Origin of the sequence: Streptomyces sp. NPDC002779, from assembly GCF_042888685.1 — a bacterium.
In the GTDB taxonomy this organism is placed as follows: Bacteria; Actinomycetota; Actinomycetes; order Streptomycetales; family Streptomycetaceae; genus Streptomyces.
Window position 1 is genome coordinate 150,554 of sequence record NZ_JBIAQC010000006.1, and the last position, 22,683, is coordinate 173,236.

General features: G+C 71.8%; 23 protein-coding genes. 11 read left to right on the forward strand and 12 right to left on the reverse strand.

Features of this window, described 5'->3' with window-relative positions; all coding sequences use genetic code 11:
• The first annotated feature begins 13 nt into the window (after nucleotides 1-13).
• Both ACFYW5_RS18775 and ACFYW5_RS18780 read left to right on the forward strand, forming a co-directional pair.
• Nucleotides 14-997, forward strand: a complete 984-nt coding sequence (locus tag ACFYW5_RS18775; protein WP_389418121.1) for a hypothetical protein — start codon at nucleotides 14-16, stop codon at nucleotides 995-997.
• A gap of 32 nt (nucleotides 998-1,029) precedes the next feature.
• The gene (locus tag ACFYW5_RS18780) at nucleotides 1,030-1,668 is read left to right on the forward strand and encodes an HAD family hydrolase (protein ID WP_389418122.1); all 639 of its coding nucleotides are present in this window, start codon (nucleotides 1,030-1,032) and stop codon (nucleotides 1,666-1,668) included.
• On the opposite strand, the gene ACFYW5_RS18785 is transcribed toward ACFYW5_RS18780, so the two are convergent.
• Nucleotides 1,647-1,895, reverse strand: a complete 249-nt coding sequence (locus ACFYW5_RS18785; RefSeq protein ID WP_389418123.1) for a hypothetical protein — start codon at nucleotides 1,893-1,895, stop codon at nucleotides 1,647-1,649. The genes ACFYW5_RS18780 and ACFYW5_RS18785 overlap by 22 nt on opposite strands.
• A 165-nt stretch (nucleotides 1,896-2,060) precedes the next feature.
• Here ACFYW5_RS18785 and ACFYW5_RS18790 point away from each other — a divergent pair, with 165 nt between their 5' ends.
• Nucleotides 2,061-2,444: a cold-shock protein gene (locus tag ACFYW5_RS18790; protein ID WP_308293238.1), complete on the forward strand. Its 384-nt coding sequence runs from the start codon at nucleotides 2,061-2,063 to the stop codon at nucleotides 2,442-2,444.
• Nucleotides 2,445-2,453: 9 nt separating this feature from the next.
• Here ACFYW5_RS18790 and ACFYW5_RS18795 read toward each other — a convergent pair whose 3' ends face one another.
• The 4 genes from ACFYW5_RS18795 to ACFYW5_RS18810 all read right to left on the reverse strand — a co-directional run bounded on the left by ACFYW5_RS18795 (nucleotide 2,454) and on the right by ACFYW5_RS18810 (nucleotide 5,905).
• Nucleotides 2,454-3,293 (reverse strand): 1,4-dihydroxy-6-naphthoate synthase, encoded by an 840-nt coding sequence (locus tag ACFYW5_RS18795; protein WP_389418124.1) that lies wholly within the window; start codon nucleotides 3,291-3,293, stop codon nucleotides 2,454-2,456.
• The gene (locus tag ACFYW5_RS18800) at nucleotides 3,290-3,907 is read right to left on the reverse strand and encodes a futalosine hydrolase (protein ID WP_389418125.1); all 618 of its coding nucleotides are present in this window, start codon (nucleotides 3,905-3,907) and stop codon (nucleotides 3,290-3,292) included. Before ACFYW5_RS18800 ends, ACFYW5_RS18795 begins: the two co-directional genes overlap by 4 nt.
• Nucleotides 3,908-3,930: 23 nt before the next feature.
• Complete coding sequence (locus ACFYW5_RS18805) at nucleotides 3,931-4,410, reverse strand: DUF2771 domain-containing protein (RefSeq protein ID WP_389418427.1); 480 nt, start codon at nucleotides 4,408-4,410, stop codon at nucleotides 3,931-3,933.
• Nucleotides 4,411-4,480: 70 nt separating this feature from the next.
• On the reverse strand, nucleotides 4,481-5,905 hold the full coding sequence (locus tag ACFYW5_RS18810; protein ID WP_389418126.1) for an MFS transporter: 1,425 nt from the start codon (nucleotides 5,903-5,905) through the stop codon (nucleotides 4,481-4,483).
• 273 nt (nucleotides 5,906-6,178) lie between these two features.
• Between ACFYW5_RS18810 and ACFYW5_RS18815 the strand changes: the two genes are divergently transcribed.
• The 4 genes from ACFYW5_RS18815 to ACFYW5_RS18830 all read left to right on the forward strand — a co-directional run bounded on the left by ACFYW5_RS18815 (nucleotide 6,179) and on the right by ACFYW5_RS18830 (nucleotide 12,433).
• Nucleotides 6,179-7,105: a DUF3027 domain-containing protein gene (locus ACFYW5_RS18815; protein WP_389418127.1), complete on the forward strand. Its 927-nt coding sequence runs from the start codon at nucleotides 6,179-6,181 to the stop codon at nucleotides 7,103-7,105.
• A 90-nt stretch (nucleotides 7,106-7,195) separates the two neighbouring features.
• Nucleotides 7,196-10,345: a sacsin N-terminal ATP-binding-like domain-containing protein gene (locus tag ACFYW5_RS18820; protein ID WP_389418128.1), complete on the forward strand. Its 3,150-nt coding sequence runs from the start codon at nucleotides 7,196-7,198 to the stop codon at nucleotides 10,343-10,345.
• 177 nt (nucleotides 10,346-10,522) lie between these two features.
• On the forward strand, nucleotides 10,523-11,383 hold the full coding sequence (locus tag ACFYW5_RS18825; RefSeq protein ID WP_389418129.1) for a DUF5707 domain-containing protein: 861 nt from the start codon (nucleotides 10,523-10,525) through the stop codon (nucleotides 11,381-11,383).
• A 150-nt stretch (nucleotides 11,384-11,533) separates the two neighbouring features.
• Nucleotides 11,534-12,433, forward strand: coding sequence for a hypothetical protein (locus ACFYW5_RS18830; protein ID WP_389418130.1), 900 nt, complete (start codon nucleotides 11,534-11,536; stop codon nucleotides 12,431-12,433).
• A gap of 6 nt (nucleotides 12,434-12,439) precedes the next feature.
• Here the strand turns inward: ACFYW5_RS18830 and ACFYW5_RS18835 are convergent, their stop codons facing one another.
• Together ACFYW5_RS18835 and ACFYW5_RS18840 are read right to left on the reverse strand one after the other, a co-directional pair.
• Nucleotides 12,440-14,833, reverse strand: a complete 2,394-nt coding sequence (locus ACFYW5_RS18835) for a cation-translocating P-type ATPase (RefSeq protein ID WP_389418131.1) — start codon at nucleotides 14,831-14,833, stop codon at nucleotides 12,440-12,442.
• Nucleotides 14,834-14,945: 112 nt separating this feature from the next.
• Complete coding sequence (locus tag ACFYW5_RS18840) at nucleotides 14,946-15,197, reverse strand: DUF2530 domain-containing protein (RefSeq protein ID WP_389418132.1); 252 nt, start codon at nucleotides 15,195-15,197, stop codon at nucleotides 14,946-14,948.
• Nucleotides 15,198-15,308: 111 nt separating this feature from the next.
• Between ACFYW5_RS18840 and ACFYW5_RS18845 the strand changes: the two genes are divergently transcribed.
• Entirely contained in the window at nucleotides 15,309-16,760 is a 1,452-nt protein-coding gene (locus ACFYW5_RS18845; RefSeq protein WP_389418133.1) for an NCS2 family permease, read from the forward strand.
• Here the strand turns inward: ACFYW5_RS18845 and ACFYW5_RS18850 are convergent.
• On the reverse strand, nucleotides 16,753-16,935 hold the full coding sequence (locus ACFYW5_RS18850) for a ribbon-helix-helix protein, CopG family (RefSeq protein ID WP_389418134.1): 183 nt from the start codon (nucleotides 16,933-16,935) through the stop codon (nucleotides 16,753-16,755). The genes ACFYW5_RS18845 and ACFYW5_RS18850 overlap by 8 nt on opposite strands.
• A 153-nt stretch (nucleotides 16,936-17,088) precedes the next feature.
• Here ACFYW5_RS18850 and ACFYW5_RS18855 point away from each other — a divergent pair, with 153 nt between their 5' ends.
• From ACFYW5_RS18855 to thpR, 3 genes are read left to right on the forward strand one after another with little or no spacing between them, the layout of a single operon-like run.
• A complete protein-coding gene (locus ACFYW5_RS18855) occupies nucleotides 17,089-17,526 on the forward strand; it encodes a MarR family winged helix-turn-helix transcriptional regulator (protein WP_389418135.1) in 438 nt (145 codons plus the stop codon).
• Between the two features lie 27 nt (nucleotides 17,527-17,553).
• Nucleotides 17,554-18,894, forward strand: a complete 1,341-nt coding sequence (locus ACFYW5_RS18860) for an MFS transporter (RefSeq protein WP_389418136.1) — start codon at nucleotides 17,554-17,556, stop codon at nucleotides 18,892-18,894.
• A gap of 16 nt (nucleotides 18,895-18,910) precedes the next feature.
• On the forward strand, nucleotides 18,911-19,483 hold the full coding sequence (gene thpR, locus ACFYW5_RS18865) for an RNA 2',3'-cyclic phosphodiesterase (RefSeq protein WP_389418137.1): 573 nt from the start codon (nucleotides 18,911-18,913) through the stop codon (nucleotides 19,481-19,483).
• A gap of 159 nt (nucleotides 19,484-19,642) precedes the next feature.
• On the opposite strand, the gene ACFYW5_RS18870 is transcribed toward thpR, so the two are convergent.
• From ACFYW5_RS18870 to ACFYW5_RS18885, 4 genes are all read right to left on the reverse strand, one after another.
• Complete coding sequence (locus ACFYW5_RS18870) at nucleotides 19,643-20,632, reverse strand: aldo/keto reductase (protein WP_389418138.1); 990 nt, start codon at nucleotides 20,630-20,632, stop codon at nucleotides 19,643-19,645.
• Between the two features lie 45 nt (nucleotides 20,633-20,677).
• Nucleotides 20,678-21,298: a 1,4-alpha-glucan branching protein gene (locus ACFYW5_RS18875; RefSeq protein ID WP_389418139.1), complete on the reverse strand. Its 621-nt coding sequence runs from the start codon at nucleotides 21,296-21,298 to the stop codon at nucleotides 20,678-20,680.
• Between the two features lie 14 nt (nucleotides 21,299-21,312).
• Entirely contained in the window at nucleotides 21,313-21,900 is a 588-nt protein-coding gene (locus ACFYW5_RS18880; protein ID WP_389418140.1) for a Uma2 family endonuclease, read from the reverse strand.
• A gap of 72 nt (nucleotides 21,901-21,972) precedes the next feature.
• A complete protein-coding gene (locus ACFYW5_RS18885) occupies nucleotides 21,973-22,659 on the reverse strand; it encodes an SGNH/GDSL hydrolase family protein (RefSeq protein ID WP_389418141.1) in 687 nt (228 codons plus the stop codon).
• Nucleotides 22,660-22,683 lie beyond the last annotated feature (24 nt).

A 22,683-nucleotide genomic window follows, 5' to 3' on the forward strand; every position in this document is an offset into this window, starting at 1 on the left:
CGGAGGGACTTCGGTGGGGATTGAGAGCGACCAGGTCGTCTACGAGTATCTGAGCCGCGTCGGGGACGTGGCCCAGCAGCGGCAGTTGCCGTCGGGTACCCGGATGCGGCTCGTCTCGGAGCTGCGCAACGAGATCGACCGGCGCCGGGCCCGCGTTCCCGTCGACAGTCCCGCCGCCGTCCGCCGGATCATCGCCCGGCTCGGCACCCCCGACGAGGTGGTCACCGCGGCCGGTGGCGCCGGGGCGCCCCAGGCGCCGCCCGCCGCCGTGCCCGTGCAGCCGGACCGGGCGGAGAAGCGGCCGCGGCGGTTCGTGCCGCGGCCCCGGCCCGCCGAAGCCGAAGCCGACGACGCGGTCCTGGACGTCCCTTCCTCGCCCCATCTCGCCAGTACGCACGAGCTGGGGGACAGTGCCGCCCAGCCCGACTGGTGGCGGGTGGACTCCAGCCCCTTCGGGGTCGGGGACGAGGTCCCCGGGTTCGTCGGCGGCGTGGAGATTCCCGAACTGCTCAGGCCGCCGCCGCCGAGGGAGGAGAAACGGCCGGCGGAGGCTCCGGCCGTCGTCGGGAAGGGCCTGGTCGAGGACGACCTGGTCGAGGAGGAGGCCGCCCCGCGCAGGCGCCGGTTCGGTGTCCCCCTGCCCGCCGCTGCCGCCTGGAAGACCTGGCACAACCCCCTCCTGCTGTTCGCCGCCGCCCTCCTGCTCACCGGCGCCGTCATCGGCAACCTGGTCGTCCTGATCCTCGGCTGGCTCCTCGCCTACGGTTCCCGCCGGCTGACCGATGCCGAGAAGAAGGGCGCCGTCGTCGTGCTCCCCGCTCTCGCGGTCACCGCGGGCGTGGTGTGGCTGTGGGGGCGTACCGAGGGCCGCTGGGGCGATCCGATCGCCGAGGGGCACATGAACGACGCCGTGGCCGAGACCTGGCCGTGGGTCGTGCGGGGCGCCGCGGTCGCGTCGGCGCTGTACCTGATGTGGCGGTCGCAACGGCGGCGGTAGGTCCGCCGGAGGCGATGGGCACAATGGCCCCCATGGCCTCCACCGCGCACCCCGCACCCGCCCTCACCGTCGGCTTCGACCTCGACATGACCCTCATCGACTCACGCCCCGGCATCCACGCCTGCTACACCGCGCTCGCCGAGCGCACCGGGACCTTCGTCGACGCCGACCTCGCGGTCACCCGGCTCGGGCCGCCGCTGGAGGAGGAGCTGGCCCACTGGTTCCCGGCGCGGCGGGTGCGGGAGATCGCCGACCTGTACCGGTCGATGTACCCGGAGTACGCCATCACCGCCACGCCCGCGCTGCCCGGCGCGGCCGAGGCGATCGCCGCCGTGCGTGCCGCGGGTGGCCGCGCGATCGTGGTCACGGCCAAGTACGAGCCCAACGCCAAGCTGCACCTCGCCCACCTCGGCATCGAGGCCGACGCGGTGATCGGTGACCTGTGGGCCGAGCGGAAGGGTGAGGCGCTGCGCGAGTACGCCGCGGGCGTCTATGTCGGCGACCACCTGGGCGACATCCGCGGTGCCCGGATCGCCGAGGCGCTCTCGGTCGCCGTCGCGACCGGTCCCTACGGCGCCGACGCCCTGCGCGCGGCCGGTGCCGACGTCGTCCTCGCCGACCTCACGCACTTCCCGGGCTGGCTGGCGGACTACCGGCCCGCCCGCGCCTGACGGCGCCCCGCGGCGATCGACTGGAACACCCCCGCGCCCGCGATCAGGAAACCGACGCCCATGAGCATGCTCAGTCCGAACATGTACGTCGGGAAAGGCGTCGTGCCGAGCAGCAGCGGGGCCACTGTGACCACAGTGGCCAGGGCGCCGAGGAAGAACACGACCGCTCCGACTCGGATCAGTCGGTCACCGGGCGCGGCGGAATTCGTTTGGGTTTTGTCACGCACCGGACCAGGGTAGTTCCCTGCCCGAAGGAACAACCGGGGGACGTCTTGTCACCCGCCCGAAGACCATTAGCCTTGGTACCGGCGGGTCATGGTCGACCCGCCCGAGTGCTATCAAGAGCCGTTTTCCCATGCAGTTTTCCGACGAGTACGAGGACGAGGACAGACGTGCCTACCGGCAAGGTCAAGTGGTTCAACAGCGAGAAGGGCTTCGGCTTTCTCTCCCGCGACGACGGCGGTGACGTCTTCGTCCATTCCTCGGTCCTCCCCGCCGGAGTCGAGACGCTCAAGCCGGGCCAGCGAGTGGAGTTCGGGGTCGTCGCCGGACAGCGCGGTGACCAGGCCCTGTCCGTCACCGTTCTCGACCCGACCCCTTCGGTCGCGGCGGCCACCCGAAAGAAGCCGGACGAGCTGGCCTCCATCGTCCAGGATTTGACGACCCTGCTCGAGAACATCACGCCGATGCTGGAGCGGGGCCGCTATCCCGACAAGGCCGCCGGCGGGAAGATCGCCGGTCTGCTGCGGGCGGTCGCCGACCAGCTCGACGTATAGCCGCCGCTTTTACGGGAATTCCAGCGTGTCCGGGCCGAGGGGCGGCAACAGCCCCTCAGCCGCGGCGCGGGTCAGCAGGCCGCGCACGGCCGCGTAGCCGTCCTCGCCGAGGCCCGCGGTGAACTCGTTGACGTACAGCCCGATGTGCTGGTCGGCGACGGCCGGGTCCATCTCCTGGGCGTGCTCCATCACATAGGGGCGGGAGACCTCGGGGTCGTCCCAGGCGGCCTGCACCGAGGCGCGGATCGATGCGGCGAGGCGGGTCAGGGTTTCCGCGCCCAGCGCCCGCTTGGCGATGATCGCGCCGAGCGGGATGGGCAGACCGGTGGTGTGCTCCCAGTGCTCGCCCATGTCCGCGACCTTGTGCAGCCCGTAGGTGCGGTAGGTGAAGCGCGCCTCGTGGATGACGAGTCCGGCGTCGACCTTCCCGTCCCGCACGGCCGGCATGATCTCGTGGAACGGCATCACCACGATCTCGCCGACCCCGCCCGGCAGGGTGTCCGCCGCCCAGAGCCGGAACAGCAGATACGCCGTCGACCGCTCGCTCGGCACCGCGACGGTACGGCCGGTGAGATCCGCCCCGGCCTCCCGGGTCAGCACCAGCGGCCCGCAGCCCCGGCCCAGCGCGCCCCCGCAGGGCAGCAGCGCGTACTCGTCGAGGACGTACGGCAGCACCGCGTACGACACCTTCAGCACGTCGAACTCACCGCGCTCGGCCATGCCGTTGGTGCGGTCGATGTCCGCGAACGTCACGTCGAGCCCGGGCGCGCCGGGGATTCGGCCGTGCGCGAGCGCGTCGAAGACGAAGGTGTCGTTCGGACAGGGGGAGTACGCGATCCGGAGCCTCATACCGACTTCCAACTCTCCAGTACGGGTGTGAGCTTCCCGAAGCCCTCGGTCAGCGCGGCCAGCGCCGCCCCGATGCGCCAGGCGGCGCGGTCGCGGGGGCCGACGGGGTTGGAGACGGCGCGGATCTCCAGCACGGGAACGCCGTGCAGGGCGGCCGCCTCGGCGACGCCGAAGCCCTCCATGGCCTCGGCGAGGGCGGTGGGGTGGCGGGCGCGCAGCGCGGCGGCGCGGGCGGCGGTGCCGGTGACGGTGGAGACGGTGAGCACGGCACCGGTCAGGGCGCCGGTCGCGGCCGCGGTCTCCCGTACGAGTGCTTCGGGCGGACGGTGGGTGACGGTGCCGAAGCCGAGTTCGGTGACCGGCAGGAACCCGTCGGGTGTCTCGGCGCCCAGGTCGGCGGCGGTGATCTCGTCGGCGACGACGAGGGAGCCGAGGGGGGCGTGGGGCGCGAAGCCGCCGCCGATCCCGGCCGAGACGACCAGGTCGTACGGGGCCCGTGCGAGGGCCGTGGCGGTGCCGGCGGCGGCGCGGGCCGGGCCCACTCCGACGGCGAGGACCTCGCCCGGGAACGCCTGTGCCACCGCGTCCCGTTCGGCGGGGACCGCGGTGGCCACGAGGACGCGCAGGGCGGACGTGGTCAGTCGTCCTTCTTCAGCTTGAAGGACCACAGACCGGTGGCCGTCTGGCTCTGCTTCTTGCCGTCGCCCGCCTTGATGGAGACGAGCGTGGAGTCGCCCTGCGCGCCGTACTGGGCGTTGAAGAACACGCTGCCCGGGATCGTGCGGTACGTCTTGTCGGTGTCGTCGGTGAGCGGCTGACCGTTCATCAGGATCGTCCAGCGCCTGTCGGCGATGTCGGGGTCGACACCGAAGCGGACGGTCTCGTCCGGGTCCACGGTGATCGACTTGGTGTCGGTGTCCTTGAGGCACTTCGTCAGGTCCGCGGACTTCAGCGCGTCACCCTCGCCACCGCAGGTGGCCTCCTCGCTCACCGAGGACGAACCGACGGTGATCGTGGCCATCGGCGTGGGCTTCTCACAGGCCGACAGGACGAGCAGTCCGGCGGATACGGCGCCGGCGGCGGCGACGGCGCGGCGGCGTCGCACAGCGGATTGCATGGTCATGGGGCGAAGGCTATCGGGAGCGCCCTACCGGTTCCTTACCTGGGGTGCGGCGTGCCGGTTGCGGTTAGGCAACCCGCGTGCGCGGGGGGCCGCTGTGGCGGGACGAGATGATCAGGCCGCGGACCGTGGTCAGCCAGCCCGTGGCGACGATCACCGCGCCCACCGTCATGCCCAGGCTGCCGCTCAGCGGCAGCACGATGCCGATGGCGCCGCCCAGCACCCAGGACATCTGCAGCAGCGTCTCGGAGCGGGCGAAGGCGGAGGTGCGCACCAGCTCCGGCACGTCCCGCTGGATCAGCGCGTCCAGGGACAGCTTGGCCAGCGCCTGCGAGAACCCGGCGACCGCCGCGAGGCAGGCCACCAGGGCGGCGCTGAAGAAGGCCGCCGCGATGATCGCCGCGGTCATCACACAGGCCACCACGGTCACGATGATGATCTCCGGGGCGCGTGATCTCAGCCACGCCCCGACCGCCGTGCCGCAGGCGTTGCCCACCCCGGCCGAGACGGCCACTATCCCCAGCGACACCGCGGCGCTCTGCCCGGCCAGCGGATGCTCGCGCAGCAGGAACGCGAGGTAGAAGATCAGGAAGCCGGACAGACAGCGCAGGGCGGCGTTGGCGCCGAGGGCGTGGGTGACGGCGATGCCGACCGTGCGCAGCCCGGGGCGCTTGACCGGCTTCAGGTGCGGTCCGTGCAGATGCTCCTCGTCCGCCGCCAGCAGCGCGGTGTCCTCGCCCTTGGCCGAGTCGACCTTCGGCGGCAGCGTGAACGACAAAAACGCCCCCACCATGAACAGCACGAAGGCGCCGTACAGCGGCCAGCGGGGGCCGATCGCCTGGAGCCCGGCGCCGACCGGTGCCGCCACCCCGGTGGCCAGCAGCCCGCCGAGCGTGACCCGTGAGTTCGCCTTGACCAGGGAGAAGCCCGGTGGCAGCAGCCGGGGCACGACCGCGCTTCTGACCACGCCGTACGCCTTCGACGACACCAGTACGCCGAGTGCCGCCGGGTACAGCTCGATGCCGCCGGTGATCACCGCGGCGGACAGGACCAGCGCGAGCAGGGCCCGGGCGAGCATCGCGCCGGCCATCGCGGCCCGGCGGCCGTGCGGGACGCGGTCCAGGAGGGGGCCGATCACGGGCGCGAGGAGCGTGAACGGCGCCATGGTGATGCCGAGGTAGAGCGCGACCCGGCCGCGGGCCTCGTCGGTGGGGACGGAGAAGAAGACGGTGGAGGCGAGGGCGACCGTGATCATCATGTCGCCGGCGCCGTTCACCCCGTGCAGTTCGATCAGCTTGCCCAGCCCGGACTCGCCCGCCCCCTGTGCGTGGGTCGCCTTGCGGATGCCGCGGGCGGTGCCGGTGACCGGAAAGTGCAGGGCACGCCCGACGCGGCGGACGGCGCCGCGAAGTCGGCCCGAACCGCCGCTTCGTGTGCGGCCCCGGTCCCCACCGACTCCGGTGGCTCCCTGAGGCGTCCGCGCGGCTGCCACGACGTCATAGTGCCCCGAGATGGTCGAACGTAGTGCGGTTACCGCGCGTATGGGCGCGGCTTTGTCAGTGGTTTGCGACCGTCGGTGTAGGCCGAGCGCCGGTGAACAGGTAGCGTGCGTATCTCGGCCATCCCGCAGAATGGATGGTGACAGGTGCGCCCGAGTGCGAGGGGGCGCGGACGTCGACGCGGTCCCCCGGTCCGCTCCGTCCGCCCGTCCCGCCGCCTTCAGGCAGCCGCACCCGAGAGACGGCGTAGGAGAGAAGCGATACCTGTGAGCGCAGCGACCACGCGAAGCCGCACCCCCGACCGCCTGTGCGCCGAGGCGACCGACCTCGCCCGCACCGCCGCCGAGGAGGCAGCCGCGCCCGGCGTCGTCGGGGAGCACGTGGGTCTGGTCTCCGAGGGCGACCGCGTCGTGACGCACTTCTTCGAGTGCAAGGAGCTCGGCTACCGCGGCTGGCGCTGGGCCGTGACGGTGGCCCGGGCCTCCCGCGCGAAGCTCGTCACGCTCGACGAGGTGGTCCTCCTGCCCGGCCCGGACGCCCTCCTCGCCCCCGAGTGGGTGCCGTGGAGCGAGCGGCTGCGCCCCGGCGACATGGGCCCCGGCGATCTGCTCCCCACCGACGCCGAGGACCTGCGTCTGGAGCCCGGCTACACCGGCGAGGACGAGCCGGTGCCGAGCTCCGCCGTCTCGCACGAGATGGCCGAGCTGGTCGAGGCCGAGGACGCCGAGGTCACCGGCGGCACCCCCGCCCACCTGCCGGTCGTCCCGGCCCGTGGCTCGATCGCCGCCGTCGCCGAGGAACTGGGCATGCGCCGGGCCCGGGTCCTGTCGCGCTACGGCCTGCATGTCGCCGCCGACCGGTGGGAGGAGGCGTTCGGCGCGAAGACCCCGATGGCGCAGGCCGCCCCCGCCTCCTGCGTCAGCTGCGGCTTCCTGATGCGCCTGGGCGGCTCCCTGGGGCAGGCCTTCGGGGTCTGCGCCAACGAGTTCTCCCCGGCCGACGGCCGGGTCGTCTCCCTGACCTACGGCTGCGGCGGCCACTCCGAGGCGGCCGTCATGCCCAAGCCCCCGCAGCCGGCCCCGCCGGTGATCGACGAGACGACGGTGGATCCCTTCCCGCTGCGCCCGTCCTCGGACTCGGGGTCGGTGCCGGCGGTGTCGGACGAGGACGCGGCGGACTTGGGGCACTCGTAACCATGACGCACCCCCCGGGCCCCTCGGCCCGGGGTTAGCGGCGCCCCACCTCGCGGTACCTTCATCGTCACGCCGATGAGTGGAGTGAACGTGAGCAAGTTCGTGCGGCCGGCCGTCGAGGGAGCGGATCCGTTCGGGACCGCCCGGCTGCGACGCGGTGTACTGGACGCCTGGGCCACCAGCCCGGCCCGGTTCCGGGAGGACGCCAACGCCGAGGAGGACCTCGTCCTCGGCGGATACCGGGACCGCCTCGTCGTCGAGCTCGCTCAGAACGCCGCCGACGCCGCCGCCCGCGCGGGCGTGCCCGGACGGCTCCGGCTCACCCTGCGCGAGGGTGTCCTCGTCGCCGCCAACACCGGCGCGCCGCTGGACGCGGCCGGCGTCGAGTCGCTCGCCACGCTCCGCGCGTCCGCCAAGCGGGACACGCCCTCCATCGGCCGCTTCGGCGTCGGTTTCGCCGCCGTCCTGTCCGTCACCGACGAGCCCGCCGTGGTCGGCCGGCACGGCGGGGTGCGCTGGTCGCTCGCCGAGGCCCGGGAACTCGCCGCCGACACCGCCCGGCACAGCCCCGGCCTCGGGGACGAGATCCGGCGCCGCGACGGGCACGTGCCCCTGCTGCGGCTCCCGTTCGCCGCCGAGGGCACCGCCCCCGGCCCCTACGACACGGCCGTCATCCTGCCGCTGCGCGACGCGGCCGCCGCCGACCTCGCCGAGCGGCTCCTGGACGCCGTCGACGACGCCCTGCTGCTCGCCCTGCCGGGGCTCACCGAGGTCGTCGTCGAGACGGACACCGTGCGCACGATCAGCCGCCGCACGGACGGCGACTTCACCGTCGTGGAGGACTCCCGGGACGGCACCACCCGCTGGCGGACCATGACGGCGAGCGGGCCGGCCGCGGCCGAGCTGCTGGCCGACCGGCCCGTCGAGGAGCGGCTGCGGCCGCACTGGTCGGTCACCTGGGCCGTGCCCGCCGACGAGGACGGCGCCCCCGCCCGGCCGCGGACCAGCCCCGTCGTGCACGCGCCGACGCCGAGCGACGAGGCCCTCGGGGTGCCCGCGCTGCTCATCGCCTCCTTCCCGCTGGACACCACCCGGCGGCACGCGGCCCCCGGCCCGCTGACCGACTTCCTGGTGCAGCGCGCGGCCGACGCCTACGCCGAGCTGCTCGCCGGCTGGCGGCCGGTGACCGCGGGGATCATCGACCTGGTGCCCGGCCCGCTGGGCAAGGGCGAGCTGGACGGGGCGCTGCGCGCGGCGATCCTGGAGCGGCTGCCGCGCACGGCGTTTCTCCCGCCCGCCCTCCCGGCGTTCCTCCCGCCCGCCCCACCGGCCGTCCCGCCGCCGGCCTCCGAGACCATCGACGCTCTCCCCGAGGCCCTGCGGCCCCGGGACGCGGAGGTCGTGGAGGGCGCGGGCGCCGACACCGTGCGGGTCCTCGCCGAGGTGCTGCCCACCCTGCTGCCCGCCGGGCTCGAACGGCGGGTGGAGCTGCGGACGTTGGGTGTCGGACGGGTGCCGCTGACCGACGCCGTCGACCGGCTGGCCGGCCTGGAGAAGGAACCCGACTGGTGGCGGCGGCTCTACGACAGCCTCGCCGGGGTGGACCCCGACCGGCTCTCCGGACTGCCGGTGCCGCTGGCCGACGGGCGGACCACCATCGGCCCGCGTCAGGTGCTGCTGCCCACCGCGGACGCCGGGATCGACCCGGAACTGCTCGCCCGGCTCGGCCTGAAGGTCGCCCACCCGGACGCCGTCCACCCGCTGCTGGAGAAGCTCGGCGCGCTGGCCGCCACCCCGCGGGCCGTGCTCACCACCCCGCAGGTGCGGGCCGCGGTGGCCGCCTCCCTGGACGACGAGGGCGGTCTCGACTGGGAGCGCGACACGCTCGACGCGGAGGAACTGGCCGACACCGTGCTGGCCCTGGTGCGCGACGCCGACCTCGAACCGGGTGACGAGCCCTGGCTCGGCGCCCTCGCGCTGCCCGACGAGGAGGGCGAACTGGCGCCCGCGGGCGAGCTGGTGCTGCCCGGCAGCCCCTTCCACCAGGTCATGCGCGAGGGCGAACTCGCCGCCGTGGACGCCGAGCTGGCCGAGCGGTGGGGCGAACAGCCGCTCGCGGCCTGCGGAGTGCTCGCGGCCTTCGCGCTGGTCCGCGCCAGTGACGTGGTCCTCGACCCGGACGAACTGGAGCCCCGCGAGGGCGACTTCGCCCAGCCCGACGACGCCGGACTGCTGGACGCCGTGGACGTGTGGAGCGAGGACATCCTCGACCGCTTCCCGGACACACCGGTGCCGCCCGTCGCCACGGAACTGGTCGCCGTGCGCGACCTGGACCTCGTCGACGACGACAAGTGGCCGCAGGCGCTGGCCCTGCTGGCCCGGCCGCCGCTCAGGGACGCCCTCACCCAGCAGGTGCGGATCCTGCTGCCCGACGGCACCCATGAGGTCGTACGGCCCTACACCGCCTGGTGGTTGCGCGGGCACCCGGTGCTCGACGGCCGCCGCCCGGCCGGACTGCTCGCCTCCGGCGGCGACCCGCTGCTGCGCGGCCTGTACGACGAGGCCGACGCGACCGGGTTCGACGACGAGCAGGTGCTGCGCGCCCTGGGAGTGCGGACCTCCGTGGCCGCGCTGCTCGACGAGCCCGGCGGCGCCGCCGAGCTGCTGGACCGGCTCGCCGATCCCGCGCGGACGGTGACCGGGTCCCAACTGCACGCCCTGTACGGCGCGCTGGCCGACCTCGACCCCGAGCGGGTGACCCTGCCGGACGAGCTGCGGGCCGTGGTCGACGGCCGCATGAAGGTGGTGGACGCGGCCGACGCCGTGGTCGTCGACTCCCCCGACCTGCTCCCCTTCACCGGGGGCGTCCCGCTGCTGCCGGTACGGCCGTCGCGCGCCGCCGAACTGGCCGAGCTGTTCCAGGTGCGGCGGCTGAGCGAGTCCGTCACCGGGTCCGTCGACTCCGAGGGCACCGAGCACGACGTACCGGAGCCGGTGCGGGTGCTGCTGGGGGCGCGGACGCCGGTCTCCTACGTCGAGCACGAGGAACTCGTCGTGGACGGGGTGGAGATCGACTGGCGGCTCACCGACGACGGCGTGCTGCACGCGGCCACCCTGGAGGGGGTCGCGGCGGGGCTGGCCTGGGCGGCCCGGCAGTGGCCGCGGCGGTTCGAGGTGGCGGCGCTGCTGGAGGATCCGTCGCGGACGCAGGAGCTGGCGCGGGACCGCTGGTTCGACTGAGGTCTTCACGCGGTCCGGGAAATTTCCGCACACAATTTTCGTACGCCGTACAACCATTCACCCGCGTCATGGATCTGATCATGCGAGCCAACAGGCTCCACAGATCACTTTGGGCCCCGGCCGACGACGAGCCGTAGGGAACGACCACCGTCGGGGCCCCTCCAACGTGGGGAACACATGCGCATACGTGCCACCGTGGCCGCCGTCACCGGCGCCCTGGCCCTGTCCGCCCTTGCTGTGCCGTTCGCGCAGGCCGACTCGCGGGATGCCGCGAGCCTGGACCGGCCGAGCGTCGCCGAGCGATTCGGCGCCTCTTCCGCCAAGTCGGCGTTCAGCACGGCCGCCGCCGTTCCGACCGTCTCCAACGTGACGGTGAACGCGGGCAAGAACCTCGTCTTCGGCACCACCACGGTCAAGACCTTCGACGTGTCGCTCACCGCCACCCACGAGAGCGGCATCGCGGACGCCTACATCGACCTGTGGCACGGCACCGACGTCGAGACCGACGTCGACGGCTACCTCGCCCCCAACGAGGAGGCCGCCACCTGCACCGCGGTCAGCGACACCACGTCGACCTGCAAGCTCACCATCACCGGTGACACCTATGACGACCTGTACGCCAACACGCTGGCCGGCAACTGGCACGTCACCGCGGGTGTCCTCGCCAACGACGGCGAGATCTACTGGAACGACTACTACAAGACCCACAAGGTCCAGCGCGCGTCGAAGCTGACGGTCAACGCCTCGCCGGAGCCGGTGGCGAAGGGCAAGACCATCACGGTCAGCGGCAAGCTGACCCGCGCCAACTGGGAGACGCTCTCCTACTCGGGCATCCCCAGCGGCCAGAGCGTCGTGCTCCAGTTCCGCAAGAAGGACGCCACGACGTACTCCAACGTCAAGGGCATCAAGACCACCACCGGCGGTGCGCTGAAGACCACGGTCACGGCGTCCACCGACGGTTACTACCGTTACGTGTACAAGGGCATCACCAGCACCGCTCCGGCCACGGCCACGGGCGACTTCGTCGACGTGCAGTAAGCACCCCTCACCTCCGCCGACGCCCGGCCCCCGGAAGCCATCCGGGGCCGGGTGTCGGTGTTTTGGGGGCCGTCGGGCAACCGAACGGCACGCTTGCCCCTCTGATCATGCGGAGCATCCAGGCTCTCTTCACGACCATTTGGGGAACGCATGCGTATTCGCGCCACCGTGGCCGCCGTCTCCGGCGCCCTGGCCCTGTCCGCCTTCGCCGCGCCGGCCGCGCAGGCCGACGACTCCGCCTCCGCCCACCGCGCCGACCTCGCGAAGATCCGCGCCCAGTTCGGCAAGGACGCACGCGCGGACGCCCCGTACGACATGGACGTCACCTTCTCCGACTTCAAGATCGCCAAGACGGTCAAGGTCGGGACGACCGCCCCCGTCTCGACGACGGTCACCTACACGATGACCCACGCCGCCGACATCGACATCGAGGCGGAGGATTTCCAGACCGGCCCGTACCTCTACAAGGGCGCCTACACCACCCCGGACACCATGCTGTTCGGCACCAAGCCGGCCACCTGCGCCTCGACCTCGACCACCACCGCCTCCTGCACCGGCAAGATCGACATCCTCCCGGCCGAGGGCGAGCTGGTGAACTCCGACGCGGGCAGCTGGAAGGGCGCGGCCCTCGCGCTCGCCCAGAACGGCCAGGACCCGCTCGGCGAGAACTACGACATCACCAAGGTCGGGTACGCCGATCAGGGCGACCTCGGCGGCACGCTGGTGCAGCGGGCGTCGAAGCTGACGGTCAACGCCTCCCCGGAGCCGGTGCAGAAGGGCAAGACCCTCACGGTCACCGGCAAGCTGACCCGCGCCGACTGGCAGACCGAGAAGTACGTGGGCCTCCCGGCCGGCCAGAAGGTGGTGCTCCAGTTCCGCAAGGCGGGCACCTCGGCGTACACCAACGTCAAGGGCATCCAGACCACCACGGGCGGCGCCCTGAAGACGACGGTCACGGCGTCCGAGGACGGCTACTACCGCTTCACCTACGCGGGCATCACGAGCACCGCCCCGGTGAGCGCCAAGGGCGACGCCATCGACGTGCAGTAGGACTGCCTACGCCGGGAACCGGCGGTCGACCCACTTCCAGGTCACTTCCAGGGCGGCCGCCGCTCCCACCGAGATGCCCACCGCGATCCACGGCATGGTCTGCCCGACCAGCTTCAGCGCGAAGAACTCCTGCAGCCAGGGCACGGCCAGGACCAGGACGAAGCCGAGCCCCATGGACGCGACCAGGGCGATCCGCCACCAGGTGTACGGCCGGGCGATGATGGCCAGCACCCACATCGAGATCAGGAACAGGGTGAGCGTCGCCGCACTGGTCTCCGCGTCCAGCGCGCCCTCGCCCGTGTAGTGGTGACGGGCGATCAGATACGTCAGGAAGGTCGCGGCCGCGGCCACCACCCCGCCCGGGATCGAGTACCGCATCACCCGCCGCACGAACTGGGGCCTGGCCCGCTCCTTGTTGGGCGCGAGGGCGAGGAAGAAGGCGGGGACGCCGATGGTGAGGGTGGACAGCAGCGTCAAGTGCCGCGGCAGGAACGGGTACTCCACCTGCCAGCACACCACCAGCACCGCCAGCAGCACCGAGTACACCGTCTTCACCAGGAACAGCGTGGCGACCCGGGTGATGTTCCCGATGACCCGCCGCCCCTCGGCGACCACCGAGGGAAGCGTCGCGAAGCTGTTGTTCAGCAGCACGATCTGGGCGACCGCCCGGGTCGCCTCGGACCCGGAGCCCATGGAGACGCCGATGTCGGCGTCCTTCAGCGCGAGGACGTCGTTCACGCCGTCCCCGGTCATCGCGACGGTGTGCCCGTGCGACTGGAGCGCGCCCACCATGTCCCGCTTTTGCTGCGGGGTGACCCGTCCGAACACCGTGCCCGCGTCGAGCGCGTCCGCCATGCCGTCCTGGTCGTGGGGCAGCTGCCGGGCGTCGACGGTGCTGCCCGCCAGGCCGAGCTTCGCCGCGACCGCGCCCACCGAGACCGCGTTGTCGCCGGAGATGACCTTGGCGCTGACGTTCTGCTCGGCGAAGTAGCGCAGGGTGTCGGCGGCGTCGGGCCGCAGCCGCTGCTCCAGCACCACCAGCGCGGTCGGCCGGGCGCCCGCGGCCACGTCGGGGGCGTCCAGCTCGTGCGCGGCGCGGGCGAGCAGGAGGACGCGCAGGCCCTGTTCGTTGAGCCGCTCGGTCTCGGCGAGGGCGGGGTCGTCCGGGGCGAGCAGGACGTCGGGCGCCCCCAGCAGCCACGTACCGGACTCGCCGTCGCTCTCGCTGAGGGTGGCGCCGCTGTACTTGCGGGCGGAGGAGAAGGGCAGGGACTCGGTGCAGCGCCAGCCCTCGGCCTCGGGGCAGGCGTCGATGATGGCCTGGAGGGAGGCGTTGGGGCGGGGGTCGGACTCGCCGAGGGCGCCGAGGACCGTGCGGACGTAGGCCTCGTCGCTGCCGTTGAGGGGTCTGAGCTCGGTGACGTCCATGCCGCCCTCGGTGAGGGTGCCGGTCTTGTCGAGGCAGACGGTGTCGACGCGGGCGAGGCCCTCGATGGCCGGAAGTTCCTGGACGAGGCACTGTTTTCGGCCAAGTCGGATGACGCCGATGGCGAAGGCCACGGAGGTGAGCAGGACCAGGCCCTCGGGGACCATGGGGACGATGCCGCCGACGGTCCGGGCGATCGAGTCGTCGAGGTCCGTGTTCTTCACGAAGAGCTGGGTGGCGACCAGGCCGAGCGCGGCCGGGATCATCATCCACGTCACGTACTTGAGGATGGTGGAGATGCCGGAGCGCAGCTCGGAGTGGACCAGCGTGAAGCGGGAGGCCTCCTCGGCGAGCTGGGCGGCGTAGGCCTCGCGGCCCACCTTGGTGGCCTGGAAGGCGCCGCCGCCCGCGACCACGAAGCTGCCGGACAGGATCTGGTCCCCGGGCCGCTTGACGACCGGGTCGGCCTCGCCGGTGAGCAGGGACTCGTCGATCTCCAGGCCGTCGGCCTCCACGCAGACGCCGTCGACGACGGCCTTGTCGCCGGGGCCGATCTCCATCAGGTCGTCGAGCACGATCTCCGAGGTGCTGACCTCGGCCGGGGCCCCGTCGCGCCGGACGGTGGGCCGGGCCTCCCCGATGACGGCGAGCGAGTCCAGGGTCTTCTTCGCCCGCCACTCCTGGACGATGCCGATGCCGGTGTTGGCGAGGATGACGAAGCCGAACAGGCTGTCCTGGATCGGCGCGACGACCAGCATGATCAGCCAGAGCACGCCGATGATCGCGTTGAACCGGGTGAAGACGTTGGCGCGGACGATCTCGACGGTGGACCGGCTGCTGCGCACCGGGATGTCGTTGACCTGCCCCCGCGCGACCCGCTCGGCCACCTCGGCGGCGGTCAGCCCGCCCTTGCCCACCGGGGCGGGCAGGGGGTGGCCGGGATCGACTTCGGTGCCCGCGTCGATGTGCGTCATGCATTCGACGGTACGTGCGGATTTACGGCTTCACCCGCCGAGTGCGCGGAAGATCCGACCTGGGGAGGACGGACAACGGGGCGAAGTGGTGCCGTGGTTGTACACCGGGCGGTTACTCGGCGGCGGCCTCGCGCTTGAGCGCCGCGTCCCGCTTGCGGACGTACCAGACGCCGATCAGGCCGAGTCCGGCGCCGGCCAGGCAGGTCCACAGCCACCACAGGTGCCCGTGGTCGTCGAGCCAGCCGTAGAAGGGGAGCTGGACCAGGAAGAGGACGAACCACAGGATCGTGCCGCCCGTGATGGTGGCGACGACGGGGCCCTCCAGGGGCTCCGGCGCCTCGTGCTGGGGTGTCCACTTCGCCATGCGCACAGCTTACGGGCCACGCCGGTCTACGCGCGGAGATAGCGCTCCCACCCTCATATGTTCATACTGAAACCGTTTGTCTTTGACCACTTCTGTTCGTAGGAAACGCCAATGACCACCTCGGCCTCCGCCAAGGTCCCCGCCCCCGAGCAGCCGGGCGGCGCGCCCGCCCATGGTGCGCTCGACCGCTACTTCAAGATCTCGGAGCGGGGCAGCACGCTCGCGCGTGAGGTCCGCGGTGGCTTCGCCACCTTCTTCGCGATGGCCTACATCATCGTGCTGAACCCGATCATCCTGGGCAGCGCGAAGGACATGTACGGCAACCAGCTCGACAACGGCCAGCTGGTCACCGCCACCGCCCTGACCGCCGCCTTCACCACCCTTCTGATGGGCGTCATCGGCAATGTGCCGATCGCGCTGGCCGCGGGGCTCGGGGTGAACTCGGTCGTCGCGCTCCAGCTCGCGCCCCGGATGTCCTGGCCGGACGCCATGGGCATGGTCGTCCTCGCCGGTTTCGTGGTGATGCTGCTGGTCGCCACCGGCCTGCGCGAGCGCGTGATGAACGCGGTGCCGTTCGGGCTGCGCAAGGCGATCTCGATCGGTATCGGCCTGTTCATCATGCTGATCGGGCTCGTCGACGCCGGGTTCGTCTCCCGCATCCCGGACGCCGCCCAGACCACCGTCCCGCTCCAGCTCGGCGGCGACGGTCACCTCAACGGCTGGCCGGTGCTCGTCTTCATCCTGGGCGCGCTGCTGACGCTGGCCCTGATCGTGCGCAAGGTCTCCGGCGCCATCCTGATCTCGATCGTCGCGATGACGGTCCTCGCGGTGATCATCGAGGCGATCGCGGACATCCCCTCCTGGGGCCTGACCACCCCGAAGTGGCCCGGCAACCCGGTCGCCTCCCCGGACTTCGGCCTGATCGGTGAGTTCAGCCTCTTCGGCGGGTTCGAGAAGGTCGGTGTGCTGACCGGCGTGCTGTTCGTCTTCACGGTCCTGCTGTCGTGCTTCTTCGACGCGATGGGCACGATCATGGGCGTCTCCGACGAGGCCAAGCTGACCGACGCCCAGGGCCAGATGCCCGGCATCAACAAGGTCCTGTTCGTGGACGGCGTCGCGGTCGCCGCGGGCGGTGCCAGCTCCTCCTCGGCCACCACGGCCTTCGTGGAGTCCACGGCCGGCGTCGGCGAGGGCGCCCGCACCGGCTTCGCGAACGTCGTCACCGGCGGCCTGTTCACCGTCGCGCTCTTCCTGACGCCCATCGCCACCATGGTCCCCTCCCAGGCGGCCACCCCGGCGCTGCTCGCGGTCGGCTTCCTGATCCTCGCGAACTCCGTCAAGGAGATCGACTGGGCCGACTACACGATCGCGATCCCGGCGTTCGTGACGATGCTGATGATGCCGTTCACCTACTCCATCACCAACGGCATCGGCATGGGCTTCATCACCTTCGTGGTGCTGCGGCTCGCGGCCGGGCGGGGCAAGGAGGTCCCCGCGGCGATGTATGTCGTGGCGGCGGTCTTCGGCTTCTACTACCTGATGCCGGCGCTGGGCCTCACGTAAGGCCGTAGAACTTCTCTGTCTCTTCCACAGCGGTCTGGAACCGCTCGTCGAAGTCGTCGCGAATGAGCGTCCGGACCACGTAGTCCTGGACGCTCATTCCTCTTTTCGCCGCATGGCGCCGGAGCCGTTCGAGCAGCTCCCCGTCCATCCGCAGGCTGAGCACGCTGGTCCCCATGGCACGAGGGTCACCTCAGGCGCCCGGACCGTGGGTCGCTTTCCGGATTCGGCTCACTCGTACGAGTGACGGCGGGGTTCAGTGGCCAGGGTCACGGGCACGTATGCGTGTCAGGGTGTTCCTTAGTCAGGGTAATGAGTTAACCTAAAGAACATGTCGGACCTTACCCATGGCGACGACGCTGCCGCCGTGAACTCCCTGCGCTCCGCGGTCATGCGGCTGTCCCGCCGGCTCAAGCACCAGCGGGTCGACGAGTCGCTGAGCCCCACCGAGATGTCGGTGCTCGGCACCCTCTCCACCTGCGGCCGGGCCACCCCGGGCGAACTCGCCCGCAAGGAGCATGTCCAGCCGCCGTCGATGACCCGCATCGTCGCGCTGCTGGAGGCCAAGGGGCTGGTCCGGCTGGAGCCGCACCCCGACGACCGGCGCCAGAAGGTCGTCACGAAGACCGAGCAGGCCGAGGCGATGCTCGCCGAGAGCCGCGCCAAGCGCAACGCCTTCCTGGCCACCCTGGTCGACGCTCTCGACGAGGACGAGTGGGCGAAACTCCGCGCCGCCGCCCCCGTACTGGAGAAGCTCGCACATCTGTAAGCAGCAGGCAGAAGGAGGCGAACCCTGTTGAGTACGGGATCCGGAGCACCCTCCGCCCCCGCACCGGCCACCCCTACCACCCCCCGCAAGTCCTCGATGTTCGGTTCGCTGCGCATCCGCAACTACCGCCTGTTCTTCATCGGGCAGGTCGTCTCCAACACCGGCACCTGGATGCAGCGCATCGCCCAGGACTGGCTGGTCCTCAGCCTCACCGGCTCCGCGACCGCCGTCGGCATCACGACGGCTCTGCAGTTCCTGCCGATGCTGCTCCTCGGCCTCTACGGCGGTGTCCTGGTCGACCGGCTGCCCAAGCGGCCCACGCTGCTGGTCACCCAGGCGTCCATGGCCCTGACCGGCCTCGCGCTCGCCTTCCTCACCCTGAACGGACACGTCGAGGTCTGGCACGTCTACCTCGCCGCCCTCGCCGTGGGCCTCGCGACCGTCGTCGACAACCCGGCCCGGCAGACCTTCGTCACCGAGATGGTCGGCCCCGACCAGCTCCAGAACGCGGTCAGCCTGAACTCCGCGAACTTCCAGTCCGCGCGGCTCGTCGGCCCGGCGGTGGCCGGCCTGATGATCACCGGCGTGGGCACGGGCTGGGCCTTCCTCGTCAACGGCCTGTCCTTCGTCGCGCCCATCGCCGGGCTGCTGCTGATGCGCACCCGGGACCTGCACGCCGTCGAGCGCGCCCCGCGCGGCAAGGGCCAGATGAGAGAGGGCCTGCGGTACGTCGCCGGACGCCCGGAGCTGATCTGGACGATCGTCCTGGTCGGGTTCGTCAGCACCTTCGGCTTCAACTTCCCCGTCTACCTCTCCGCCTTCGCCGACGACGTCTTCCACGCGGGCGCCGGCTCCTACAGCCTGTTCAACACCCTGATGGCGGTCGGCTCCCTGGCGGGCGCCCTGCTCGCCGCCCGTCGCGGCACCGCCCGGCTGAGGGTGCTGGTCGCGGGCGCGGTGGCCTTCGGCGCGCTGGAGATCGTGGCCGCCCTCGCCCCCTCGCTGTGGACGTTCGCCCTGCTCATGATCCCGATCGGGATGTTCGGCATGACGGTCAACGTCACCGCCAACAGCAGCGTCCAGCTCAGCACCGACCCGGCCATGCGCGGCCGGGTGATGGCCCTGTACATGATGGTGTTCATGGGCGGCGCTCCACTGGGCGCGCCGATCGCCGGCTGGATCACCGACGCGTACGGCGTCCGGGCGGGCCTGGCCGCCGGCGGGGTGATCGCGGCGGCCGCGGCGGTCGTGATCGGGCTGGTCCTGGCCCGCGTCGGCAACCTCCGGCTGGCGCTGAGCTGGCGCCACGGCCACCCGGTGGTCCGGTTCGTACCGAGGGAGCGGGAGCAGCCGGTACCGGTGGCCTGAGTGGCAGGGTGGGCCCATGAGACTCTTCGCCGCGCTGCTCCCGCCGGACGACGTTTCCCGTGAACTGGCCGCCGAGGTCGCCCGGTTGCGGCGGCTGCCCGGCTCGGACGCCCTGCGCTGGACCGGCCGCCCGGGGTGGCACTTCACCCTCGCCTTCTACGGCGAGGTGGACGACGACGTCGTACCGGAGCTGTCGGAGCGGCTCACGCGGGTGGCGCACCGGACGCGGCCCTTCCCGCTGGCCCTGCGCGGGGGCGGGCAGTTCGGGCACGGGCGGGTGCTGTGGGTGGGCGCGGACGGGGATCTGCCGACTCTGCGCCTGCTCGCCGACCGGGCGGAGGCGGCGGGGCGGAAGGCGGGCGTGGCGATGGGGGAGCACCGGCGGTACACGGCACATCTGACCGTGGCCCGCAGCCGGGCGGCCGTGGACACCCGCCCCTGCCTCACGGCGCTGGACGCCTTCACGAGCCGCCCCTGGACGGTGGGGGAGCTGGTGCTCATGCGCAGCGAGCTGCCGGTGTCCGGGATGCCGGGTGAGCAGCCCCGGTACGAGGCGGTCGCCCGCCGGCCGCTCGGCGGGGCCGGTTAGGCTCGATGCCGTGGACCCGAAAACCCGGAACCGGATCATGGCCGGTGCGCTTGTGCTGATGTTCGTCGTGGTGGCCCTGGCCGCCGCCGTCGGCAGGTGAGGGGAGCGCCCCGGCACCCGGCCGGACGCGCTCCCCTCCCCGTGCCGCCGGCTCCCGCGCTACCAGGCGAACGCCTCCGGAGAGGGCCCCGGACCGGGGAAGATCTCCTCCAGCCCGGTCAGCAGCTCCTCGCTCAGCTCCAGCTCGGCCGCCTTCACCGCGGAGTCGAGCTGCTGAGCCGTGCGCGGACCGACGATCGGGCCGGTCACGCCGGGACGGGTGAGGAGCCACGCCAGGGCCGCCTCACCGGGCTCCAAGCCGTGCTTGTCCAGCAGGTCCTCGTAGGACTGCAGCCGGGCGCGGGCGGCCGGGTCGGCGAGGGTGTCGGCCGCGCGCCCGGAAGCGCGTCGCCCGCCCTCCGTCTCCTTCTTGATCACGCCGCCGAGCAGACCGCCGTGCAGCGGTGACCAGGGGATGACGCCGAGCCCGTAGTCCTGCGCGGCCGGAATGACCTCCATCTCGGCGCGCCGCTCGTAGAGGTTGTACAGGCACTGCTCGCTGACCAGGCCGTACGAGCCGCGGCGGGCGGCGGTCTCGTTGGCCTGGGCGATCTTGTAGCCGGGGAAGTTGCTGGACCCGGCGTAGAGGATCTTGCCCTGCTGGACGAGGACGTCGATGGCCTGCCAGATCTCCTCGAACGGGGTGTCCCGGTCGATGTGGTGGAACTGGTAGAGGTCGATGTAGTCGGTGCCGAGCCGCTTCAGCGAGGCGTCGACGGCCCGGCGGATGTTGAGCGCCGAGAGTTTGTCGTGGTTCGGCCAGGCCGGGCCGTCGGCGCCCATGTTGCCGTACACCTTGGTGGCGAGGACGACCTTGTCGCGGCGGCCGCCGCCCTGGCCGAACCAGCTGCCGATGATCGACTCGGTGCGGCCCTTGTCCTCGCCCCAGCCGTACACATTGGCGGTGTCGAAGAAGTTGATGCCCGCGTCCAGCGCCGCGTCCATGATCGCGTGGCTGTCGGTTTCGTCGGTCTGCGGTCCGAAGTTCATGGTGCCGAGGACGAGTCGGCTGACCTTGAGACCCGTGCGTCCGAGCTGCGTGTACTTCATGACGGTCCAGCCAACGCCGTAGAGCGGACTCGAAGCAAGCGTCGCTTACCGCAGTTCGGCGAACAGGCCCCGTACGCGGCTGCCGTCCTGGGCCGTCCAGGGCCCGGCGACATGGCCGACGGCGCCCGGGGGAGGGGCGTCGGGCAGGCCGAGGCGCCGGTGGAGGCGGAGGGTGGTGCCGTCCTCGGCGGGCAGCTCGGTGCCGGACTCGTCGTCCACGGCGGGGCCGTGCGCCCTCAGGCCGCCGGTGCCGGTGAAGGAGCGGGCGATGTCAGGGTCCGGGGTGTTGTCGACGCTCTGCATCTGCGCCTGGGCGCTCCCCTCGACCAGGGCGAACAACTCGGCGACCAGCACCGGGTCCTGGCAGCCGTCGTAGGCCCAGCGCTTGCCCAGCACCCCGTGCTCCATGGTCCCGACGAGGGCGTGCTCGGCGCCGTCCAGCGGGGCGCCGCGGTAGGTGAGGGGGACGAGGTAGGCGGTCCCGTCGGCATCGGCCGCCACCATGAACTCGATCCCGACCTCGCCCGCCGGATCGTCCAGCCGGAAGCCACCGGCCTTGGTCAGCTCCGGGGTGCCGGTGCCTGCGTACCAGGGGCGGGTGGGCAGCCAGGTGGTGAGCAGGTCGAGCTTGGTGGGCTGCAGGGTGGTGTGATGAATGATCGCCATGTCGGCCGATTGTGTCAGTCGCGGGGGAACTCGTCGGTCCTGAGGGTGAGATCGACGACGGTGCCGGTGAGGTCCACCTCGTCCCCGAAGGGGACCTTGGTCTCGGTGGCGTAGTCGTCGCCCTTGGGGTTCGTGTAGAGGTGACACCGGCCCTGGTAGGGGTCGACGACCAGGTAGAGGGGGACGTCGGCGACGGCGTAGGCGGACTTCTTGGGGCCGTAGTCGTTGGCGGCGGTTCCCTTGGAGATCACCTCGGCGACGAAAACGACGTCCTCGCAACGCCAGCGGCCCTCTTCCGTCTTCTCGGCTCCCTCGGCCAGCAGTGTCACGTCGGTCGCGAAGCCGTTGAGGTGGCCTGGGTAGTCGATGCGGACGTCGGATTTGATGCGCTTGCGCGGGTACTTGGTGCGAAGCTGCTCGACGATGTCCAGGATGATGTCCCAGTGATGGTCCCGCTGCGGCGACATGAAGATGTGCCCCCCGACGATCTCGGTCTTGTATCCCTCGGGGACGGGCATCTTCTCAAGCCACTCGAACATGAGGTCCAGAGTGAGCTCGTCGTTGGCTTCGGCCATCTCGATCCTGTCGTCAAGGACGGTCATCGTGGCGCTCCTCCCCGGCTGCCGCTCGAACACGGTCAGCCGCGCAGTACAACGATACGAGCGGTCACGAGGTCACGAACCGCACTCAGGGACGTATTCCCCGCCGATCCCCCACCCCTGCCACATCGCGGTCGCGAACGCCTGCGCGATCTTGTGCTCGCCGCTCGCGTTCGGATGGGTGCCGTCGTAGGTGTCGAGGGTGATGTCGTACGACGGCGGGGGCGAGGTCAGCAGCAGCGGTGAGCGGGGTTCGTCCAGGTCGGCGACGGTCTTCGCCAGGAGTTCGTTGAAGCGGGTGACCTGGGCGCCGAAATCCGGCTCGGACTCGGCCCGGATGTTGGGGACGACCGGCAGGATCGCCATCCGCACCGTCGGCCGGGCCGCCCGCGCCTCGGCCACGAAGACGCGCACGTTCTCCGCCGTCTGCTCCGGGTTCGTGTAGAAGCCCAGGTCGATCAGGCCCAGGGAGACCAGGAGCACGTCCGCCCGGTGGGTGCGCACCGCCTCGCCGATCAGCGGGGCCATGTGCAGCCAGCCCTCGCCCCAGCCGGCGAGGTGGGCCCGGGGGAAGTCGGGGTCGGCGTACGCGTACGACGTGGGCGCGTCCGTCGCCTTGTCGTACAGCGTCTCGCGCGGGCCGACGAGGGTGAAGGGGCTGCCGCAGGTGTCGCGCAGGTGCCGCCACAGCCGGTGGCGCCAGGTGTGTTCGCCCGCGCTTCCGATCGTCTGGGAGTCACCGACGGGCATGAACCTGAGCATCCGCTCATGATGGACGATCCGCGC

Excerpts from the sequence above, each read along its gene's own strand:
- ACFYW5_RS18780 (WP_389418122.1), top strand. The coding sequence starts at position 1,030 with ATGGCCTCCACCGCGCACCCCGCACCCGCCCTCACCGTCGGCTTCGAC.
- ACFYW5_RS18795 (WP_389418124.1), bottom strand. The coding sequence starts at position 3,293 with ATGAGGCTCCGGATCGCGTACTCCCCCTGTCCGAACGACACCTTCGTC.
- ACFYW5_RS18805 (WP_389418427.1), bottom strand. The coding sequence starts at position 4,410 with ATGCAATCCGCTGTGCGACGCCGCCGCGCCGTCGCCGCCGCCGGCGCC.
- ACFYW5_RS18825 (WP_389418129.1), top strand. The coding sequence starts at position 10,523 with ATGCGCATACGTGCCACCGTGGCCGCCGTCACCGGCGCCCTGGCCCTG.
- ACFYW5_RS18830 (WP_389418130.1), top strand. The coding sequence starts at position 11,534 with ATGCGTATTCGCGCCACCGTGGCCGCCGTCTCCGGCGCCCTGGCCCTG.
- ACFYW5_RS18835 (WP_389418131.1), bottom strand. The coding sequence starts at position 14,833 with ATGACGCACATCGACGCGGGCACCGAAGTCGATCCCGGCCACCCCCTG.
- ACFYW5_RS18840 (WP_389418132.1), bottom strand. The coding sequence starts at position 15,197 with ATGGCGAAGTGGACACCCCAGCACGAGGCGCCGGAGCCCCTGGAGGGC.
- ACFYW5_RS18845 (WP_389418133.1), top strand. The coding sequence starts at position 15,309 with ATGACCACCTCGGCCTCCGCCAAGGTCCCCGCCCCCGAGCAGCCGGGC.
- ACFYW5_RS18850 (WP_389418134.1), bottom strand. The coding sequence starts at position 16,935 with ATGGGGACCAGCGTGCTCAGCCTGCGGATGGACGGGGAGCTGCTCGAA.
- ACFYW5_RS18855 (WP_389418135.1), top strand. The coding sequence starts at position 17,089 with ATGTCGGACCTTACCCATGGCGACGACGCTGCCGCCGTGAACTCCCTG.
- thpR (WP_389418137.1), top strand. The coding sequence starts at position 18,911 with ATGAGACTCTTCGCCGCGCTGCTCCCGCCGGACGACGTTTCCCGTGAA.
- ACFYW5_RS18870 (WP_389418138.1), bottom strand. The coding sequence starts at position 20,632 with ATGAAGTACACGCAGCTCGGACGCACGGGTCTCAAGGTCAGCCGACTC.
- ACFYW5_RS18875 (WP_389418139.1), bottom strand. The coding sequence starts at position 21,298 with ATGGCGATCATTCATCACACCACCCTGCAGCCCACCAAGCTCGACCTG.
- ACFYW5_RS18880 (WP_389418140.1), bottom strand. The coding sequence starts at position 21,900 with ATGACCGTCCTTGACGACAGGATCGAGATGGCCGAAGCCAACGACGAG.
- ACFYW5_RS18885 (WP_389418141.1), bottom strand. The coding sequence starts at position 22,659 with ATGCTCAGGTTCATGCCCGTCGGTGACTCCCAGACGATCGGAAGCGCG.